At 74.1% G+C, this 18,651-nt stretch carries 18 protein-coding genes and 1 other RNA gene; 14 read left to right on the forward strand and 5 right to left on the reverse strand.

The genetic code is table 11. From position 1 onward, the window contains the following. Positions 1 to 26: 26 nt before the first annotated feature. From QUG93_RS08145 to QUG93_RS08160, 4 genes are all read left to right on the forward strand, one after another. A complete protein-coding gene (locus QUG93_RS08145; RefSeq protein ID WP_289473421.1) occupies positions 27 to 278 on the forward strand; it encodes a DUF4287 domain-containing protein in 252 nt (83 codons plus the stop codon). A 63-nt stretch (positions 279 to 341) separates the two neighbouring features. Then, entirely contained in the window at positions 342 to 1,307 is a 966-nt protein-coding gene (locus tag QUG93_RS08150; RefSeq protein WP_289473422.1) for a putative endonuclease domain-containing protein, read from the forward strand. A 135-nt stretch (positions 1,308 to 1,442) separates the two neighbouring features. After that, a complete protein-coding gene (locus QUG93_RS08155) occupies positions 1,443 to 2,783 on the forward strand; it encodes an alpha/beta fold hydrolase (protein WP_289473423.1) in 1,341 nt (446 codons plus the stop codon). Next, the gene (locus QUG93_RS08160) at positions 2,780 to 4,369 is read left to right on the forward strand and encodes a GMC family oxidoreductase (protein ID WP_289473424.1); all 1,590 of its coding nucleotides are present in this window, start codon (positions 2,780 to 2,782) and stop codon (positions 4,367 to 4,369) included. Before QUG93_RS08155 ends, QUG93_RS08160 begins: the two co-directional genes overlap by 4 nt. A 68-nt stretch (positions 4,370 to 4,437) precedes the next feature. Here the strand turns inward: QUG93_RS08160 and QUG93_RS08165 are convergent, their stop codons facing one another. Both QUG93_RS08165 and QUG93_RS08170 read right to left on the reverse strand, forming a co-directional pair. Continuing rightward, positions 4,438 to 5,019 (reverse strand): GIY-YIG nuclease family protein, encoded by a 582-nt coding sequence (locus QUG93_RS08165; RefSeq protein ID WP_434533092.1) that lies wholly within the window; start codon positions 5,017 to 5,019, stop codon positions 4,438 to 4,440. 88 nt (positions 5,020 to 5,107) lie between these two features. After that, on the reverse strand, positions 5,108 to 5,953 hold the full coding sequence (locus QUG93_RS08170; protein WP_289473425.1) for a siderophore-interacting protein: 846 nt from the start codon (positions 5,951 to 5,953) through the stop codon (positions 5,108 to 5,110). Positions 5,954 to 6,011: 58 nt separating this feature from the next. Between QUG93_RS08170 and QUG93_RS08175 the strand changes: the two genes are divergently transcribed. The 10 genes from QUG93_RS08175 to QUG93_RS08220 all read left to right on the forward strand — a co-directional run bounded on the left by QUG93_RS08175 (position 6,012) and on the right by QUG93_RS08220 (position 16,124). After that, complete coding sequence (locus QUG93_RS08175; protein WP_289473426.1) at positions 6,012 to 6,698, forward strand: biliverdin-producing heme oxygenase; 687 nt, start codon at positions 6,012 to 6,014, stop codon at positions 6,696 to 6,698. A 105-nt stretch (positions 6,699 to 6,803) separates the two neighbouring features. Next, positions 6,804 to 9,455: a phosphoenolpyruvate carboxylase gene (locus QUG93_RS08180; RefSeq protein ID WP_289473427.1), complete on the forward strand. Its 2,652-nt coding sequence runs from the start codon at positions 6,804 to 6,806 to the stop codon at positions 9,453 to 9,455. Between the two features lie 128 nt (positions 9,456 to 9,583). Further along, positions 9,584 to 10,798 (forward strand): multidrug effflux MFS transporter, encoded by a 1,215-nt coding sequence (locus QUG93_RS08185; protein ID WP_289473428.1) that lies wholly within the window; start codon positions 9,584 to 9,586, stop codon positions 10,796 to 10,798. Positions 10,799 to 10,855: 57 nt separating this feature from the next. Beyond that, entirely contained in the window at positions 10,856 to 11,194 is a 339-nt protein-coding gene (locus QUG93_RS08190) for an STAS domain-containing protein (protein WP_289473429.1), read from the forward strand. Further along, the gene (locus tag QUG93_RS08195; RefSeq protein WP_289473430.1) at positions 11,191 to 11,604 is read left to right on the forward strand and encodes an ATP-binding protein; all 414 of its coding nucleotides are present in this window, start codon (positions 11,191 to 11,193) and stop codon (positions 11,602 to 11,604) included. The genes QUG93_RS08190 and QUG93_RS08195 overlap by 4 nt, the downstream gene beginning before the upstream one ends. A 127-nt stretch (positions 11,605 to 11,731) precedes the next feature. Continuing rightward, the gene (locus tag QUG93_RS08200; RefSeq protein ID WP_289473431.1) at positions 11,732 to 12,697 is read left to right on the forward strand and encodes a helix-turn-helix transcriptional regulator; all 966 of its coding nucleotides are present in this window, start codon (positions 11,732 to 11,734) and stop codon (positions 12,695 to 12,697) included. A gap of 28 nt (positions 12,698 to 12,725) precedes the next feature. Continuing rightward, entirely contained in the window at positions 12,726 to 13,298 is a 573-nt protein-coding gene (locus tag QUG93_RS08205) for an RBBP9/YdeN family alpha/beta hydrolase (RefSeq protein WP_289473432.1), read from the forward strand. 106 nt (positions 13,299 to 13,404) lie between these two features. Beyond that, positions 13,405 to 14,469 (forward strand): hypothetical protein, encoded by a 1,065-nt coding sequence (locus QUG93_RS08210; protein WP_289473433.1) that lies wholly within the window; start codon positions 13,405 to 13,407, stop codon positions 14,467 to 14,469. A 66-nt stretch (positions 14,470 to 14,535) separates the two neighbouring features. Further along, complete coding sequence (locus tag QUG93_RS08215; RefSeq protein ID WP_289473434.1) at positions 14,536 to 15,393, forward strand: Nif3-like dinuclear metal center hexameric protein; 858 nt, start codon at positions 14,536 to 14,538, stop codon at positions 15,391 to 15,393. Next, positions 15,390 to 16,124 carry a zinc ribbon domain-containing protein gene (locus QUG93_RS08220; protein WP_289473435.1) on the forward strand — a complete coding sequence of 245 codons (735 nt, stop codon included), beginning with the start codon at positions 15,390 to 15,392 and terminating at the stop codon, positions 16,122 to 16,124. The genes QUG93_RS08215 and QUG93_RS08220 overlap by 4 nt, the downstream gene beginning before the upstream one ends. 119 nt (positions 16,125 to 16,243) lie before the next feature. Here QUG93_RS08220 and rnpB read toward each other — a convergent pair. The 3 genes from rnpB to map all read right to left on the reverse strand — a co-directional run bounded on the left by rnpB (position 16,244) and on the right by map (position 18,439). Continuing rightward, an RNA gene (gene rnpB, locus QUG93_RS08225) (RNase P RNA component class A) lies at positions 16,244 to 16,598 on the reverse strand. A gap of 199 nt (positions 16,599 to 16,797) precedes the next feature. Then, positions 16,798 to 17,547: a polyphosphate--glucose phosphotransferase gene (gene ppgK / locus QUG93_RS08230; protein ID WP_289473436.1), complete on the reverse strand. Its 750-nt coding sequence runs from the start codon at positions 17,545 to 17,547 to the stop codon at positions 16,798 to 16,800. A gap of 28 nt (positions 17,548 to 17,575) precedes the next feature. Then, on the reverse strand, positions 17,576 to 18,439 hold the full coding sequence (gene map, locus QUG93_RS08235) for a type I methionyl aminopeptidase (RefSeq protein ID WP_289473437.1): 864 nt from the start codon (positions 18,437 to 18,439) through the stop codon (positions 17,576 to 17,578). Between the last annotated feature and the right edge of the window lie 212 nt (positions 18,440 to 18,651).

Here is an 18,651-nt window from a genome sequence, read left to right on the forward strand (position 1 = left end):
ACGGCGTGTGACGCTACCGTGCGGCCATGACGACGCACCGCGTGACCGCCCCGGAACCGCCCTCGGACGGGTCGACGCCGAAGGGCCCCGCCTCGTACTTCCCGAGCATCGAGAAGACCTACGGGCAGCCCGTGCAGCACTGGCTCGACCTGGTCTCGGACCGCCTCGACGAGCACCGGCACATGGAGGTCGTCGCCTGGCTGAAGGAGGAGCACGGCTTCGGTCGCGGGCACGCGAACGCGGTCGTCGGCTACGTCCGCAGGGCGCTGGGAGCCTGACGGACCCGGCGCCCGGACACGAGGACGAGCACCCGTGTCGGTGGCGGTGCCTACCGTGATCGCGTGGTCGAACCCGTTGACGCGTGGTGGCGGCGGCGACAGTGGTCCCGCGGCACCCCGGTGCCGTACGCCGTCGGGGAGTTCCGGTCCGCGTGGGCGTCGTACCCCGTGCTCGTGCGCCAGTACCACCCGGAGTGGAACCACGGGGTCGTCCTCACCCAGGTCCCGCCCACGGCCGAGGTCCTGCTGACGTGGGAGTGCGACGTCGGGCACGTCTTCGTCGCGACGCCCGCCGAACAGCGGTCCCGTCCCGGGCGTGAGCGCCGCCGGTCGGTCTGGTGCCCGGAGTGCCAGCTCCAGGCGACGCCGCGACGTTGGCCGGTGCTGCCCGCGGACTGGCCGGACGCGGTCCCACCGCCGCAGCGCGCCGAGCGGGTGTGCGGGCGGCAGACGCTGCCCGCCGCTCCCGCGCGGGCCGCCGCGCTGCCGACGGGCGCGGTCGCGTCCTCACACGCTCGTCCGGGTCGGTCCGTGCGGGGCAGGGCCTCCCGACCGGTGCCGCGCACCATCTGCCCGAAGACCCCGCGACTGCCGTCGGGGGAGTCGTTCACGAGCGTCTGCGCCCCCGCGACGGCGTCCGCGGTCGAGGCGGACCTGCGTGCTGCGCTGCAGGAGCGGTTCGCCCTGACGTTCGACCACACCGCGATCCGCCTCGACCGCCCGTTCTTCGACCACGTCGAGGCGTGGCCGGACATCGTGCTGCCCGAGCTCCGCGTCGCGATCGAGTACGACAGCACGGGGCGTCACGGGCTGGAGCACGTGGGTCCGCGTCAGGACACCGACCGTCGGAAGGACCGCGCCGTCCGGGCGGTCGGGTGGGAGGTGGTGCGGATCCGCACGGGCAGGCTGCCCGCGCTCGGACCGTACGACCTCGAGGTGTCCGGGATCTCACGCCGCACGATCGACCAGCTCGTCGACATCCTGCGAGACCTGCGCGGGGCGCTGTTCGTCGACGCCTACGCGCGCTGAGCCCGCTCCGGGCGGTGCGTCCCGCAGCGGTGCCCGGTCCTGCGGATCCCGGCGGCGGCACCGCTGGCTGGCGGGGTACGTCCGTGGGGTACAGCGTTGCTGTGTCCCGCGCGCTGCGGACGGTAGGAACGAAGTATGACAGCGACCGCCTTCTGCCTGCACGCGTTGGGCTCCAGCTCGGAGGAGTTCGCCCTGCTCCGCTCGGAACTCGCCGGCGACCTCGACCTGGTCGGCATCGACCTGCCCGGGTTCGGCCGGAGCCCCGCGTCCGGCGGCACGACCGTCGAGGAGATGGCGGTGCTCGTCGAACGGGCCATCGGCGCGAGCGGAGCCACCGAGTGGGCACTCGTCGGGCACTCGATGGGCGGCAAGGTCGCGACCGTCGTCGCCGACCGCACGGTCTCGGGCGCGAACGGGTTGTTCGGCCTGCGCGCCGTCGTGCTCCTCGCCGCCTCGCCCCTCGCGCCCGAGCCGATGGCCGAGGACCGTCGGCGGTCCATGCTCGCCTGGGCCGAGCACGGAGCGATCGAGCCGCACCACGCCGCCGAGTTCGTCGACGCGAACACGGCCGAGGTCCTGTCGCCCGACCGCCACGAGCAGGCCGTCCAGGACGTGCAGCGCACCGACCCGCGGGCGTGGCGGGACTGGCTGCTCCGCGGCAGCCGCGAGGACTGGTCGACGTCGGCCGGACCGAACCCCGTCCCCGCACTCGTGCTCGCGGGCGCCGAGGACGGCGACCTCGCCGCGGATGCCCAGCGGCGCCTCACGCTGCCGCACTGGCCGGCCGCGGAGCTCCACGAGGTCGCGGGCGCCGCGCACCTGCTGCCGTGGGAGCGCCCCGTCGAGGTCGCGGCCCTCGTCCGCGACTTCTGGTACCGCCGCATCGCGCAGGGGCCGGTCGTCCCGGCGGACACCGTCCGCGTGATCGCCTCGCCCCGGGTGAGCGCCAGGACACGCGGCCTGCTCGCCGTGCGCGCCCTGGCCGACGACCCCGCGGCCACGCCCGACGCCCTGACCCCACGCCAACTGACGACCCTCAGGGCCGTCGCACGCGTCGTCGTCCCCCAGCCCGGAGGTCAGGAGGTCGACCTCGCGCTGCGCGTCGACGCCCAGCTCGCCGCCGGCCAGGGCGACGGGTGGCGTCCGGACGGCTTGCCCGACGACGTCACGGCGTACCGGGGTGCGCTCGACGTCCTCGCGCCGGCGGCCGACGACGGTGCCCTGCCCGCGGTACTCGAGGACGTCGCGGCCGGCCGCTACCGGTCCGACGGCGCGCTCGACGCCGGCCAGCTCCGCGCCTGGTTCGAGGACGCGAGCGTCGACCTGGTCAAGCAGTGGCTCGCCCACCCCGCGACCATGTCCGAGATCGACTACGACGGCTTCGCCAACGGCGGCGACGGCGTCCGCAAGCAGGGCTTCCAGCTGCTCGGTGCCGGGCAGCGGGAAGCGTGGGAACCCGAGGGAGCAGCACGATGAGACTCGACGCACAGCGGCGGTACCAGGACGACGAGGTCGTCGACGTGGTCGTGGTGGGGACCGGTGCCGGTGGTGCCCCGCTCCTCGCACGACTCGCCCGCGAAGGGCTGACGGCCGTCGCCCTCGAGGCCGGACGGAACACCGAGCCGGGTGACCACACGCCGGACGAGGTCGCAGCGCCCGCGGACATCAACTGGATGGACGAGCGGATCAGCGGTGGTGCCGCACCGACCGCCTTCGGTCCGAACAACAGCGGCACCGGAGTCGGCGGGTCGACCCTGCACTGGGGCGCCTTCACCCCGCGGCCGAGCGTGCACGACCTGCGCCTGCGCACCGAGAGCGGGCAGGGCGAGGACTGGCCGGTCGACCACGCGGAACTGACGGCGTACATCGAGCGCGTCGAGCACGAGGTCGGGGTCGCCGGTCCCGCGCACTACCCGTGGGACCCGGACCGGCAGTACCGGATGGGCCCTCCGGCGCGGAACGCGTCGTCCGACATGATGATGCGCGGCACCGCGGCGCTCGGCATCACCGCCACCGACGCCCCGGTCGCACTCACCACCGAGGACCGCCACCAGGAGCACCACGGCCTCCGCCAGGCGTGCGTGTCCTGCGGGTCCTGCCACCAGGGCTGCCGCAACGGCTCGAAGGTGTCGATGGACACCACGTACCTGCCCGCCGCGGTCGCCTTCGGCGCGGAGATCCGCCCGGACTCGTTCGTGCACGGCATCGAGCTCGACGCCGACGGGAAGGTCTGCGCGGTCCTGTACACCCGCGAGGGCCGCGAGCGTCGTCAGCGCTGCCGCTCCCTCGTGCTCGCCGCCGGCGGCGTGGAGACGCCGCGCCTGCTCCTGCACACCGGGCTCGCGAACAGCAGCGGTCAGGTCGGCCGGAACTTCACCGCGCACGGCGCCACCCAGGTCTGGGCGACCTTCGACGAGTCGATGCGGTCCTACCGGGGTTACCCGTCGTCGATCATCACGGAGGACTTCGTCCGCCCCGCCGACGCCGACTTCGCGGGCGGGTACCTCATCCAGAGCCTCGGCGTGCAGCCGTTGACCTTCGCCACCTCGCTCGTGCGCGGCGGCGGGCTGCGCGGGGCCGAGCTCGTCCGGGCGATGCGCGACTACCCGCGGATGGCCGGCGTCGGCATCAACGCCGAGTGCCTGCCCTACGACGACAACCGCCTCGTGCTGTCCGACGAGCTCGACGAGCACGGCGTCCCGCGGGCGCGGGTCAGCTTCTCACCCGGCTCGAACGAGGAGGCGATCCGGGCACACGCGGTGCGCACCATGACGGCGATCGTCGAGGCGGCCGGTGGCACGGACGTGCGGGTGCTCGAGCGCACGGCGCACACGATCGGCACCGCGCGGATGGGCGCCGACGCGGGATCGTCCGTCGTCGACCCGGCCGGTCGGTCGTGGGACGTGCCGAACCTCTGGGTCTGCGACAACTCGGTGTTCCCGAGCGCGGTGATCGCGAACCCGGCGCTGACGATCATGGCGCTGTCGCTCCGCACCGCCGACCGGTTCCTGCGCGACGACGCGGCCGCCGACCGGCGGCCGCTGGTCGCAGCCACCGCCTGACACGGCAGCACCGTCGCCGGCGCTGCTCGGACGTCGAGCGGTGCCGGCGGTCCGCGCCCGGAGCGGGGTCACCCCCGCAGCGCGAGCGCCTCGCTGACCCACCGGGCGTGCAGCGCCCACGGGTCGTCGATGCCGTCCGCCACCGCCGCGACGTGCTCGAGCAGCGCCGGCGTCGTCCGGAACCACTCGGTCCCCGGGAACCGGTCCGCCGCGAAGGCCGCGTGCCGCCGGCGTTCGCGCGTCCGGTCGCCGCGCTCGAACGCCAGGAGCTCCTGGTGGGGCACCGCCGCGAGCCGCTGGCGCGGGTTCGCGGTCGTGCCGATCTTGATCCGGTCGCCGAAGTCGTCACGCTGCCGGAGGTAGTAGACGACGTCGACGCGCGGCGGCGGGAGCTCCCCGTCGGGCACGTCGCCCCAGGCCCACTCGCACGTCGAGCAGGTCGTCCCGCTCGGCCACCGCACGCCCGTCCGCGACCCGCACACCGGGCACGGACCCGGCAGGGCGTCCTCGACGCCGAGGTGCTCGGCGGCGGCGTCCACGACCAGGGCGACGTGCCCGCCGCACAGCGGGAGGACGGCGGCGAAGCCGTCGGCGCTGGCGGCACCGCACCCCGGCACGCAGCAGGCGGGGACCGCAGGGGGAGTGACCACCTGCCGGACGCTAGCGGGCACCACCGACGAGCCGCGCGCCTCCCGGCCGGGGTCCGTCCGGGAACAGGGGTCGGTCCGCGAGCAGCGGTCAGTCCGCGAAGATGACGCCGACCGGTTCGCGCTTCTCCTCCTGGAACCGGTCCTCGGCGCGGCCCAGCGCCCAGTACGCGGACAGCGACAGCTCCGCCTTCTCGAGTCCCCAGTCGTCCTGCAGCAGGCGGCGGATGGCCTTCACCGCGGTCCGCTCGCCGTGTGCGAACACCTGCACCGGTCGGGAGGCGCGGGGCAGCGCGCGCGCCTCCGCCAGCAGGAGCGTGCCCGGCTCGGCGCCGGTGGCGTCACGGTGCAGCCACCGCAAGTCGACACCGCTCGGGTGCTCGAGCGGCTGCTCGTCGGCCGCGCCTGCGACCTCGACGAGCGCCGTGCCCGTGGCGCCGGCGGGCATCGCCGCCAGGGCGGCGCCGATCGCGGGGAGGGCGCTGTCGTCACCGAGGAGCACGTGCGTCACGGCGGGGTCGGCCGACGGCGCCCAGCCGCCCCCGGGTCCGGACAGGGCGAGCAGGTCACCCGGTCGTGCTCTCGCGGCCCACGGGCCGGCGAGGCCGTCGTCGCCGTGCACCACGAAGTCGATCGCGATGGTGCCGGCGGCGTGGTCGACCGCGCGGACGGTGTACGTGCGCCGGGCCGGGCGCTCGTGCTTCGGCAGCGTCTCCCGCAGGGCGTCGAGGTCGTACGGCGGGGTGAGGCCGCTCGACGGCGGCGCGAGCAGGAGCTTCACGTACTTGTCCGTCGTGGCGAGGCGGTCGGGGTCGGCGCCGTCGACGAAGTCACGGAAGGCAGGGCCGCCGAGGTGCACGCGGACCATGTGCGGGGTGATGCGCTCCGTCCGATCGACGACGAAGACGTGCTGGGTGCGCTTGGGGCTCGGGTTCATCGTGCGACTTCCTCTTCCGGTGCTCGACCTTCTCAGCGACTGAGGTTAGCCTCACCTCATGAGTCCGACCGTGACGCCGTTCTCCGAGCTGCTCCGTCGGCGTTCCCGTGCCGACGTGCCGGGCGCCGCTCGCTGGTCGGGCGGGGCGCACGACCTGCTGGCGGGGGAGTGCGACGTCGCCGACTACGCCGACCTGCTCGGGCAGTACGCCGTGGTCTACGACGCGCTCGAACGGGCCGCGGCCCGGATGGCCGACCACCCCGTCGCGGCGCCCTTCGTGACGGCGCAGCTCACCCGGATGCCGGCGATCCGCGCGGACCTCGAGTACCTCGTCGGCCCCGACTGGTCGGAGCTCTGCTGCCCGACCGCGGCGACCACCGCCTACGTCCGTCGGCTCAACGAGGTCGCCGCGACCTCGCCCGGTGGGTTCGTCGCGCACCACTACACGCGCTACCTCGGCGACCTGACCGGCGGGCCGACGCTCGCGCGACTGCTCGAGGAGCGGTTCGGCTTCGACACGAACGGCGTGCTGTTCACGATCTTCGACCAGGTGGCCGACCCCGACGCCTTCGAGGACACCTACCGCGCCCAGCTCGACGCCGCGCCGTGGTCCGCCGCCGAGCGCGAGGCCGTCCTCGCGGAGGTCGACCTCGCCGCGCGGCTGGACCGGGCGCTCGTCGCGTCGCTCGGCGCGACCCGCGCGGTGGGAGCGCCGACCGCCGGGCTCGGATCGCTGCCCGCCTGAGCACGGCCGGTCGGTCCGTCCGGACGGTCGTCGTCACGTGCCCGCGCACGCCGGTACAGTGCTGGAGACCCGGGGCACGGTCCCGGCGACACGTGAGAGGAACCCATGACGGCGATCGACGGATCGACGCGCCACGGGCGCGCACGGGACGACGTCAGCGGAGCGGTCGACAGCGACCTGCGCGCGGACGTCCGGTACCTCGGCAACCTGCTCGGGCGGGTGCTGCGGGAGACCGGGGGCGACGACCTGCTCCACGACGTCGAGAGCCTGCGTGCCGCGGTCATCGACGCGTACGAGGGCTCCGACGCCGAGGGGGCCGCCCGTGCCGAGGCCGTCGTCGCGGGCATGTCGGCCGAGCGGGCCGAGGCCGTGGCGCAGGCGTTCACGACCTACTTCCACCTGACCAACCTGGCCGAGGAGCACCACCGCGTGCGGGTCCTCCGCGCCCGGGGGGACGACGGGGGCGTCGCGGGGGACTCGTTCCCGGCGACCTACGCGTCCCTCGTCGAGCAGGTCGGCGCGGACGAGGCGGCGGCGCGCCTGGCCGACCTCCGGTTCCACCCGGTGCTCACCGCCCACCCCACCGAGGCCCGTCGCCGTGCGGTCACCACGGCGGTCCGGCGGATCACGGACCTGATCGACGAACGCGACCGGACCCGCAACGCGACCGCCCGCGCCGAGAACGAGCGCCGGCTGCTCGAGGAGATCACCACCCTCCTGCGCACCTCGCCGCTCCGCACCACCCGCCCGACCCCGCTCGACGAGGTCCGCACCGCCATGAGCGTGTTCGACCAGACGCTGTTCGAGATCGTGCCGCAGGTCTACCGCCTGCTCGACGACCGGCTGCTCGGTGACGACGCCGGTCGTGTCCCCGTCACCGCGCCCGCGTTCGTGCGCTTCGGCACCTGGATCGGCGGTGACCGCGACGGCAACCCGCACGTCACCGCGGACGTGACCCGCCAGGCCGCGGACATCGCCGCCGAGCACATCCTGCTCGGACTCGCCCGCGCTGCGACCCGCATCGGCGCCGCGCTGACGCTCGACGCCGCCGACACCCCGGCCGACGCCGGGCTGCAGGCGCTCGTCGCCGCGCAGGAGTCGCTCGACCCCGGCATCGCCGAGCGGATCGGCGTCCGCGCGCCGAACGAGACCCACCGCCGCGCCCTGCTCTTCGTCGCCGCCCGCATCCGTGCGACGCGCCGCGGGCAGGACGGCCTGGCGTACGCCGGCCCCGAGGAGCTCCTGGCCGACCTCCGGGTCATCCAGTCCTCGCTCGTCGCCGCCGGAGCCGTCCGCACCGCCAACGGCGAGCTGCAGAACCTCGTCTGGCAGGTCGAGACCTTCGGGTTCCACCTCGCCGAGCTCGAGGTCCGTCAGCACTCCCAGGTGCACCGGACCGCCCTGGCCGAGATCCGCTCCGGTGAGACGCTCAGCGAGACGACGGAGGAAGTGCTCGCGGTGTTCCGCACGATCGCGGACCTGCAGCAGCGCTACGGCGTGCGTGCAGCCCACCGCTACATCGTGTCCTTCACGCAGTCCGCCGCCGACCTGGCGAACGTGCACGAGCTCGCCGTCGCCGCGTGCGGGGACGCCGCCCCGGTGCTCGACGTGATCCCGCTGTTCGAGACCTTCGCCGACCTGCACGCCAGCGTCGACATCCTCGACGAGGCCGTCCGCACCGAGCCGTTCCAGCGGCGCCTGGCCGCCACCGGTCGTCGGCTCGAGGTCATGCTCGGCTACTCCGACTCGTCGAAGGACGTCGGGCCGGTGTCGGCGAACCTCGCGCTCTACGACGCCCAGGCCCGCATCGCCGACTGGGCGCGCGAGCAGGACGTCGAACTGACGCTGTTCCACGGTCGCGGCGGCTCGCTCGGCCGCGGGGGCGGACCCGCGAACGAGGCCGTCCTCGCGCAGCCGCCGGGGTCGATCGACGGACGGCTCAAGCTCACCGAGCAGGGCGAGGTCATCTTCGCCCAGTACGGCGACCAGGACATCGCCGCTCGGCACCTCGAGCAGATGGCCTCGGCCACACTGTTCGCGTCGTCGCCGTCGAACGAGGAGCGCACGGCCGTCGCCGCCACCCGCTTCGCCGACCTCGCGCAGCAGCTGGACGACGTCTCCCGCCAGGCCTTCTACGACCTCGTGAAGGCGGACGGCTTCGCGCCGTGGTTCGCCCGGGTCACGCCGATGGAGGAGATCGGCCTGCTGCCGCTCGGCTCCCGCCCGGCCCGGCGTGGACTGAGCGTCGAGTCCCTCGAGGACCTCCGTGCGATCCCGTGGGTGTTCTCGTGGACGCAGGCCCGCATCAACCTCGCCGGCTGGTACGGGCTCGGTTCGGCGCTCGAGGCGGTCGGTGACGTCGAGGCCCTCCGCGCCGCGTACGCCGAGTGGCCGCTGTTCGGCGCGATGATCAAGAACGTCGAGATGTCGCTCGCGAAGACCGACGAGCAGATCGCCCGTCGGTACCTCGAGCTGGCCGACCGCGACGACCTCGCCGCGAAGGTGCTCGACGAGATGCTGCGCACCCGCGACTGGGTGCTCCGCGTGTCCGGTGGCAGCGACGTGCTCGAGGACCGGCCGGTGCTCGCCCGCGCCGTCCGACTCCGCAGCCCGTACGTCGACGCGCTGTCGCACCTGCAGCTCCGCGCGCTCCGGGCGATCCGGACGTCCGGCAGCACCGATCCGACGGACGCCGACCACCGCCTGCTCCTGCTCACCGTGAACGGGGTGGCCGCCGGCCTGCAGAACACCGGCTGATCCCCGCGGGCGCGGACGCGACCGAGGACGGACGGGAGGCGCGTGGCGGGTCCGCCACGCGCCTCCCGTCCGTCCCGTGGTCCCGCTGCCCCTGTCGAATCGATTCGTGAGCGCGTAGCGTCGCCCTGGTGACGACGGAGCGCGGACGGGCCGGACGACCGCCGACCAGCGGGGTCCTGCCGCCGATCGTGCCGCTGGCGCTCATCGTCGGGGTCTCGCCGTTCGCCACGGACATGTACATCCCGGCGCTGCCGACGATCGCCCGCGAGCTCGGCACCTCCGCCGGGGTCGTGCAGCTCTCGCTCACCGCGTTCCTCGTTGCGTTCGCCGTCGGGCAGCTGCTCGCCGGTCCGGTGAGCGACGGGATCGGACGTCGGCCCCTGCTGCTGATCGGCACCGCGGGCTTCGCCCTCGCGTCGGTCGGCTGCGCCCTCGCTCCGGATGCGGTCACGCTCGTCGTCGCCCGCGTGCTGCAGGGCCTGGCCGGTGCTGCGGGTGCCGTCGCCGGACGGGCGATGGTGTCGGACACCACGACGGGTCCCCGCACGGCGAAGGTGTTCGGCACGCTCGCGGCGATCAACGCGATCGGGCCGGTCGTCGCGCCGCTCGCGGGCGGTGTCGTGCTCGCGGTGGGGTCGTGGCGGCTGATGTTCGTCGTGCTCGCGGTGCTCGGCGCGGTGTTCGCGGTGGCAGTGGTCCTGCGCTTCGGCGAGAGCCTGCCCCCGGCCGCTCGCGGCGGTACCGGGTTCCGGGCGAACGGGCAGCGCATCCGTGCCCTGCTGGCGATCGGACGGTTCCGGGCGTACGTGCTCACCGGGGTGCTCTCGACGATCGGGTTCTTCGCGTACATCGCGACGAGCTCGTTCGTGTTCCAGCGGCAGTACGGGTTCTCCGAGCAGCTCTACACCCTCGTCTTCGCCACCAACGCGTCGATGATGGTCCTCACCACGCTGCTGTTCCGACGGATCGTCGGGCGGTGGTCCGAGGACACCCTCCTCACCGCGGGGCTGGCCACCGGGACGGTCGGCAGTGCGGTGGTCGTCGTGTCCGCCCTCGCCGGGCTCGGCCCCGTCCCCGTGTGGTGCGCCCTCGCGGTCGTCACCGGCGCGTGGGGCTTCGTGCTGCCCGCGGCGATGACCCGGACGCAGCACGTCGGGGCCGCACACCCCGGCACGGCCGCGGCGTTGCAGGGTGGCCTGACGTTCGGACTCGGCGGCCTCGGCACACCGCTCGCGGGTGCACTGGGCGGCACGGCGCTGGCGATGGGGGCCGTCATGGCGGTCCTGATGGCCGCCGCGGTGGTCGTGCAGGTGGTCGCGACCCGGCGAGGCCGTACCACTTGACGGCCGGTACCCGGTAGGTTGCTGGGTGCACCCGCACCGAACCGAGGAGGCACCTGCATGGACATCGTCGTACACGAGGCAACGGACGACACGGCAGTGCTCGAGTGCAGCGGTCGCCTGAACATGGTCAGCGCCGGCGCGTTCCGCGAGACCGTCGCGAAGGTCGTCGAGGGCGGTCGCGCACGCCTCGTCGTCGAGCTGGCCGGTGTCGAGTTCATGGACTCGTCCGGTCTCGGCGCGCTCGTGGGCTGCCTCAAGACGGCGCGACAGGCCGGGGGTGACCTGCGCATCGCCGCGCCGTCGGAGCAGGTGCAGATGGTCCTCAAGCTCTCGAACATCGACAAGATCCTGCGGACGTACCCGGACGGGGACGCCGCGGTGACGAACTGGGGATGACCGTCGCCATGGGCGAGCACGTCCTCGACCTCGCCTGCCCGCCGGACGACGTCACGGCGGTGCACGCGTTCCTCTCCTCGGTGTGGGACCGCGAACCGGACCTGTCCACCGAGGACCGCATGGCCCTCGAGCTCGCGCTGGTCGAGCTCGCGTCGAACGTCATCGAGCACGGTGCCGGCGGCGGCCGGGTGACCTGCTCGCTCCGTGTCGACGTCGGGGCGGACGAAGTGGTCGTGGCGCTGGCCGACGACGGCGTCCCGGTGCTCGTCGACCCGTCCGCCGCCCACCTGCCGGACGCCCTCGCCGAGGGTGGTCGCGGGCTCGCCCTCGTGCAGATGGTCGTCGACGACCTGCGGTACGAACGTGTCGGCGACCGCAACCGCTGGACGGTCCGCCGCGGACGCCACTGACGTCGCCGGTCGTCGGTCCCGCGTCCGGGGGTGACCGGTCGTCCGTTCCCCGCACACCGGGAGCCGTTCCGCGCACCATCGGTCGGCGCGCGCGACGCGGTCGTGGCACGGTGGGACGCTCGGCTCGATGACCGCCGACACCCCCGTGGACCGACGGATGCGCTACGAGGCCGCCGGTACCGACCTCGACGCCGCCCTCCAGCTGTTCTCCGACGCGTACGACGGCGCGCACTTCAGTGCCCGACGCACCGGACGGCCCTTCGCGTACCGCTTCCGCATGGTCGGCGACGACGCGATGTCCCTCAGGTCGACCCACTTCGACGCCCGGTCGGCGGGTGAGGCGTCGTCCGGGGACGAGTACGTGGTGATGTGGACGACCGACGGGGGCGGCACGGTCGACGTCGGACGTGACGAGGCCGGGTTCGCACCGGGGCGGCCGGTGGTGTTCCCGACCGGCAGGCCGTTCGTCTTCGACCTCGAGGACGTCCGGCAGAACCTCGTGCACTTCGACCGCCGGTTCCTCGAGGGCGTCGCTGCCGAGGACCACGGGGGCCAGCCGGGCGCCCTGGTCTTCGACCACACCGCCCTGCCGCGCGCCGAGGACCTGCGGGTGTGGAACGCCCAGGTCCGCCGTGCCGCCGAGGTCGTCCTCGGCACGGCCCGTCCGTCGCCGATCGCCCTGGCCGAGACCGCACGCGAGACCGCCCTGGCGATGCTCCGGACGTTCCCGCACCGGCAGCTCGCGTCCGAGGTCCCCGTCCCGCAGGGTGCCACGTCCCGCGTCCGCGAGGCCGTCGAGTACATGCACGCCTCCGCGCACACGCCCATCACCACCACGGACGTGGCCGAGCACGTCGGCCTGAGCGTCCGCGGGTTGCAGCAGGCGTTCCAGCGCCAGGTCGGCACCGCGCCGAACGCGATGCTGCGGGGGATCCGGATGGACCGCGTCCGCGAGGAACTCCGGCAGGCCGCGCCGGGCGACCTCACCGTCGCCTCGGTCGCCGTCCGGTGGGGCTTCGCGCACCTGGGGCGGTTCTCCGCGGCGTACGCGAAGCGCTTCGGCGAGTACCCGCGTGACACGCTCCACGGCTGACGGGACGTCGTCCCGCTACGCTGCCCGGATGAACGTGGAAGCGCGGCCTGCCGACCGCCACCCCTGGGTCGTCGTGCCGGGCATCTGGGGGTCCGACGCCGACCACTGGCAGTCCCGGTGGCAGGCGGACCGGGGCGTCGACGCCGTGCGGATCGCGCCGACGTCGTGGTCGGAGCCGGATCCCGAGGACTGGCGCCGGGCGATCTCCGACGCCGTCCGACGATCGGCGCGGCCGCCCCTGCTCGTGGCCCACAGCCTCGGCGTCCTCGCCGTCGCCGAGTGGCTCGCGGAGCACGACGACGGCAGCGTCGCGGGTGCGTTCCTCGTCGCACCGCCGGACCCGGAGGCACCTTCCTTCCCGGAGGCGGCGTCTGGGTTCCGTGCACCGACGGCGGCGGTGTCGACGCCGACGGCGCTGGTCGTGAGCGACGACGACCCGTACTGTTCCGTCGCGCGTGCCTCCGGCTTCGCGGCCGTGCTCGGCGCACGGGTGCTCCGGGTGGGGGACCGGCAGCACGTGAACGTCGCGAGCGGCGTCGGTGCGTGGCCCGAGGGGCGTGGCCTCCTCGACGCCTTCGCCGCCGACCTGCCGAGGGCGTGACACGCCGCTCACGTCCGAGCCGACACGTCAGGTGCACAGCCCCGGGATGCGCGACACACCGCGGATCTCCCGGGTTCCGGTGCCCCTGATATCTATCCTGCGTCACATGGAGACCCAGCCCGGTGCACGCACCCCCCTCGTCGACCCGTTCGGTCGCGAGCTCGAGGAGTGGCTCCGAGACGTCCCGGCCACCCGCACGCCGTACCTGGCGGACCTCGTGGTGCCGCCGGTCACGGGTCCCGTGCAGCGCCCGGTGACGTCTCCGGACGCGCTCGTCGGTCCCTCCGACCCGCAGTCCGACACGGCGGAGCCCACCCCCGCTGTGCAGCCCGCCGCCGGACCCGTCGACACCGAGCAGCCCGCCGCCGAGACCGGGTCGTTCCGCCGTCGTGACCGCGCTCGGCACGTCGCCGCCTGTGCCCCGTCCTTCCCCGAGCCACCCGCACGGATGGCGCTCCGCATCGAGGACCTCGCGGTCGAGGTGTCCGCCGCCAGCGGTCGCACCACGGTCGAGCGCATCGTGCTGCTCGAGGACGAGGTCCGGCGCCGCGACGAGGACCTCGCCCGACTCGCCGCGTGGGAGGCCACCGTCGCCGGACTCGACGACGCCGAGGTCGCCGCCGCCCGTTCCTTCGCCCGCGCCGTCTTCGCGGACCTGCTCGCGGACGCCGCCGACGAGGCCGGACGACGTGAGCGCGCCGCTGCCCGCCGCGCGTCGACCTCCCCGCTGCCGACCCCGGTCCGCGACGCAGCCCGGCCGGACCGCACCGCGGCGGTCCGGACCCGCCACGTGCGGGCGGCGACGACCGCGTCCGTGCTGCCGGTCGCCCCCGGCGCGGAGTCGACCACCGGCGGGCGGGACGAGCCCGTGCGGCCGGTGCTGTCCCTCCCGGACCGGACGCCGGTCTCCGCGAACACGCGGCCCACGCCGCTCGTCCAGCCCGCCACCGGGCCCACGGTCATCGACCGCGCCGCGTTCGCCGCGGCGTTGACGGCGCACGCCGGCACGACGGCGAGCACCCCGGTCGTGCTGCCCGACGCCGTTGCGATCCCCGCCGGGCACCAGGGCGAGGCGACCCCGGACGCGACCTCGCCCGCGGCAGCGGCCACCGAGGCGGGTTGGTGGGCGCGCCTCGTCACCCGACTGCGCGGCCTGTTCGGCCGGCGCTGAGCTGCCCGGTGCCGCGTCGTCGTGGTGCGGCGTCGAGGGCCGTCGGGGTCTCGGTAGACTGACGGGATGCCGACGCTCCGCGAACTCCAGGCCGTCATCGAGGACCTGTGGCCCGCCGCCGGCTCCGAGTCCTGGGACTCCGTCGGGCTCGTCTCCGGCGATCCGGACCAGACCGTCGAGCACGTCCACCTCGCGGTCGACGCGGTACCCGCCACGGCGGACGAGGCCGTCGCGCTCGGTGCCGACCTCCTGCTCACCCACCACCCGCTCCTGCTCCGCGGCGTGACGACCATCGACGAGACCACCTACAAGGGGCGGGTGCTCGCCACGCTCGTGCGCGGCGGTACCGCCCTCGTCGCGGCGCACACCAACGCCGACGTCGTCACCACCGGGACCTCGGCGGTGCTCGCCGACCGCCTCGGGCTGGCCGAGCAGCGTCCGATCGCACCGGGAGCGGACCCGCGGACCGGTATCGGACGCGTCGGGGTCCTGCCCGACGGCACCACGCTCGGCGCGCTCGCCCGGACGCTCGTCGACCTGCTGCCGCCGACCGCCACCGGCGTCCGCGTCTCCGGCGACTTCGACCGACCCGTGCGCACCGTCGCGCTCTGCGCCGGAGCGGGCGACTCCCTCCTCGGTGACGCCGCCGTCCGGGCCGCCGACGTCTACGTCACGAGCGACCTGCGGCACCACCCCGCCTCGGAGTTCCGCGAGCAGGCCCTCCTCGGGGACGGGCCTGCGCTCGTGGACACGTCGCACTGGGCGACCGAGTGGCTCTGGCTCGACGTCGCCGCCGAGCAGCTCCGCCGTGCCGCCGGGGTCCGCGTCACCGTGAGCGACCTCCGCACCGATCCCTGGGACTTCGCCGTCCTGCCGGCGGCCGAACCCGCCGCCGAACCCGTCCACGAAGGAGACCGACCGTGAAGGCAGCACCCGAGGACCAGGTCGTCCTCCTCGACCTCCAGCGCCTCGACAACGACGTGACCCGTCTGTCGCACCGCATCACCGCGCTGCAGAAGGGCGACCGGCTGACGGAGCTGGGCGCGACCGCCGCGTCCCTGCGCGCCGAGCTCGCCGCCGCGACCGGTCGGGTGGAGGACGCCGAGCGCGACCTCGCCCGACTCGAGTCCGACACCGCCACCGCGCAGGCCCGCATCGAGCGCGACACGACCATGCTGCAGAACGTCTCCAGCGCGAAGGACGCAGCGGGGCTCGAGAGCGAGATGCAGTCCCTGCGCCGCCGCATCGGCGACCTGGAGACCGCCGAGCTCGAGGTCATGGAGCAGCTCGACGTGCACCGCGCCCGGGTCGGCGACATCGAGGCGCGGCTGGCCGAGGTCGAGGCCTCGCGGGCGAGCCTGGTCGCCGAGCGCGACGCGGAGATCGCGCGCGTCCAGGCCGACCGTGACTCGGCCGTGCAGAGCCGTGCTGCCGTGGCGGCGAAGGTGCCCGCCGACCTGCTCGCGCTGTACGACCGGCAGCGCGACCGCTACGGGTTCGGCGCGTCCCTGCTGCAGGGCGGGGTGTCGACGGCCTCCGGCGTGACGCTCACGGCGTCCGACCTGCAGACGATCCGTCGGGCCGCGCCGGACGACGTCGTGCTCTGCCCGGACAGCGACGCCATCCTGGTGCGCACCGCCGAGTCGGGGTTGTAGCCCGCCTGCCGGGTGCGAGTCCCGCGCCGGGCGACCGGTCTCGTGCCCGGCACCGCGAGGACCGTCGCACAGCCTGAGACTCGTGCCGCCCACGACGCCGGCGCCGTGGGCGTGTGGTGCGAACGGGCCGGCCGTACGCCGGGTTCTGTCCCGCTTGCGCGGTGACGGCCATCTCTCTCGGACCGACGTTGCCGCCGGCCTCCAGCGGTCCACCCGAGGACTCAGCGAGCAGCCTCGTCGTCCTCTGTCTGACCTTGCTCCGGGCGAGGTTTACCGAGCGAGTCCGGTCACCCGGACCCCTGGTGGTCTCTTACACCACCGTTTCACCCTTACCGACGTCGCCGCCGGCGGTCTGCTTTCTGTGGCACTGTCTCGCGGATTGCTCCGGGTGGGTGTTACCCACCGCCCTGCTCTGTGGAGCCCGGACGTTCCTCGGCGCTCCCGGGGGAGCGACGCGACCGTCTCACCGACCCGTTCGCACCACCGAGTGTAGCGGCCCGCGGGCGGCCGCGGCACGCGCGGGCCGCCGCCCGAGGTCCCACGATTCCGGGATCTCGGCGTGCGACGAGCTCGTCCGTGGGACCTCGACGACACGCTTCCGGCGAGTCCTGGAACCCCGACGACGAGCGTCCGGGCGTGGCGGTACCGCTGCGGCCGACCGCGCTCCCCGGCGTCAGCGCGAGCGGGCAGCCAGGGTGGCCGCGCCGATGATGCCCGCGTTGTTGCGCAGCGTCGCCGGGATGATCTCGGCCTGCAGGTCGAGCAGCGGCAGGAACTCCTCGTGGTGCTTCGACACACCGCCGCCGACGACGAAGAGCTCGGGGGAGAGCAGCGCCTCGAGCGTCGAGTAGTACTTCTGCAGCCGCTTCGCCCAGTGCTTCCAGCTGAGTTCGTCGCGCTCCTTCGCTGCGAACGAGGCGCGGGTCTCGGCGTCGTGGCCGTCGATCTCCAGGTGTCCGAGCTCGGAGTTGACGATGAGGACACCGTCGTTGATGAGCGCGGTGCCGATCCCGGTCCCGAGGGTCGTGACGACGACCAGTCCCTCCTTGCCCGTCGCCGCGCCGAACTGCTGCTCGGCGAACCCGGCGGCGTCCGCGTCGTTCACGAAGTGGATGGAGCGGCCGAGCTCCTTCTCGAAGAGCGCCTCGGCCTCGAACCCGATCCACTTCTTCGACACGTTCGCCGCCGACATGGTCTTGCCGTCACGGACGATGGCGGGGAAGCACACACCCACGGGCACGTCGGCCGCTGGTGCGAGCTCGTCGAGGATCGACTTCGCGACGGCGACGATGTCGTGCGGCTTGCCGCCCTCGGGCGTGGCCTTCTTGATCCGGTCGGTCTGGAGTTCGCCGGTGGTGACGTCGACGATCGCGCCCTTGATGCCCGTACCGCCGATGTCGACGCCGACTGCGAGGGTGGTCATGGGTGTGCCTTTCTGGGGAGGGGTGCCGTCAGGAGACGGTGAGGAGCTCCGCGCCGCGCTCGGTGACGACGAGGGTGTGTTCGAACTGTGCGGTCCAGGACTTGTCGCGCGTGCTGACGGTCCAGTCGTCCGACCAGATGTCCGCGTCGATGCCGCCGAGGGTGAGCATGGGCTCGATGGTGAACACCATGCCGGGCTCGATGACGGTGTCGTACTGCGGAGCGTCGTAGTGGGGGATGATCAGCCCCGAGTGGAAGGCCCGACCGACCCCGTGTCCGGTGTAGTCGCGGACGACGCCGTACCCGAACCGCTTCGCGTACGCCTCGATCGCCCGACCGATGACGTTGACCTGGCGGCCCGGCGCGACGGCCTTGATCCCGCGCTCGAGCGCGGTGCGGGTGCGGTCGACCAGGTCTTGGACCTCCTGCGAGGCCTGCCCGACGACGAACGTGCGGTTCGTGTCACCGTGCATCCCGTCCTTGTAGGCCGTGATGTCGATGTTGACGAGGTCGCCCTCCTGCAGCACGGTGTCGTCGGGGATGCCGTGGCAGATCACCTCGTTGAGGCTCGAGCAGAGCGACTTCGGGTACCCGCGGTAGCCGAGCGTCGAGGGGTAGGCGCCGTGCGACACGACGAACTCGTGGCCGATCCGGTCGAGCTCGTCGGTGGTGACGCCGGGCCGGATCGCATCGCCCACGGCGTCAATGGCCTGCGACGCGATGCGCCCGGCCGTGCGGATGCGCTCGACCTCGTCCGGGGTGTACGTGTCGCCGAGGCCGTGCTCGTGCGGCTCGGCGCGCCCGACGTACTCGGGCCGCTCGATGTCCTTCGGGACGGGCCGCTGGGGGGAGATCCGGCCGGCGGTCAGGTGTCCGTGTGCGTCCCGGGGCATGCGGACCACTCTAACCGGGTGCGGCGGTCGGTCGTCCCGCGGGGGACCGGCGTCTCGCGGCGGGCGCTCGGCGCCCGCGCCCCTGCTGCGGACCGACCGGGCTGCGCGGCGCACCCCGCTCGACGCGACGGCCTGGAGGCGCGGCACCGGCCCGCCGGACCGGCACCGGGCCTCCAGGCCGGTCACCACCACCGCCGGCCGCCGGTGGCCGC

It is taken from the genome of Curtobacterium caseinilyticum (genome assembly GCF_030363035.1).
In the GTDB taxonomy this organism is placed as follows: Bacteria; Actinomycetota; Actinomycetes; order Actinomycetales; family Microbacteriaceae; genus Curtobacterium; species Curtobacterium caseinilyticum.

Excerpts from the sequence above, each read along its gene's own strand:
- QUG93_RS08145 (WP_289473421.1), top strand. The coding sequence starts at position 27 with ATGACGACGCACCGCGTGACCGCCCCGGAACCGCCCTCGGACGGGTCG.
- map (WP_289473437.1), bottom strand. The coding sequence starts at position 18,439 with ATGCCCCGGGACGCACACGGACACCTGACCGCCGGCCGGATCTCCCCC.
- QUG93_RS08215 (WP_289473434.1), top strand. The coding sequence starts at position 14,536 with ATGCCGACGCTCCGCGAACTCCAGGCCGTCATCGAGGACCTGTGGCCC.
- QUG93_RS08155 (WP_289473423.1), top strand. The coding sequence starts at position 1,443 with ATGACAGCGACCGCCTTCTGCCTGCACGCGTTGGGCTCCAGCTCGGAG.
- QUG93_RS08160 (WP_289473424.1), top strand. The coding sequence starts at position 2,780 with ATGAGACTCGACGCACAGCGGCGGTACCAGGACGACGAGGTCGTCGAC.
- QUG93_RS08195 (WP_289473430.1), top strand. The coding sequence starts at position 11,191 with ATGACCGTCGCCATGGGCGAGCACGTCCTCGACCTCGCCTGCCCGCCG.
- QUG93_RS08190 (WP_289473429.1), top strand. The coding sequence starts at position 10,856 with ATGGACATCGTCGTACACGAGGCAACGGACGACACGGCAGTGCTCGAG.
- QUG93_RS08210 (WP_289473433.1), top strand. The coding sequence starts at position 13,405 with ATGGAGACCCAGCCCGGTGCACGCACCCCCCTCGTCGACCCGTTCGGT.
- QUG93_RS08175 (WP_289473426.1), top strand. The coding sequence starts at position 6,012 with ATGAGTCCGACCGTGACGCCGTTCTCCGAGCTGCTCCGTCGGCGTTCC.
- ppgK (WP_289473436.1), bottom strand. The coding sequence starts at position 17,547 with ATGACCACCCTCGCAGTCGGCGTCGACATCGGCGGTACGGGCATCAAG.
- QUG93_RS08205 (WP_289473432.1), top strand. The coding sequence starts at position 12,726 with ATGAACGTGGAAGCGCGGCCTGCCGACCGCCACCCCTGGGTCGTCGTG.
- QUG93_RS08200 (WP_289473431.1), top strand. The coding sequence starts at position 11,732 with ATGACCGCCGACACCCCCGTGGACCGACGGATGCGCTACGAGGCCGCC.
- QUG93_RS08180 (WP_289473427.1), top strand. The coding sequence starts at position 6,804 with ATGACGGCGATCGACGGATCGACGCGCCACGGGCGCGCACGGGACGAC.
- QUG93_RS08170 (WP_289473425.1), bottom strand. The coding sequence starts at position 5,953 with ATGAACCCGAGCCCCAAGCGCACCCAGCACGTCTTCGTCGTCGATCGG.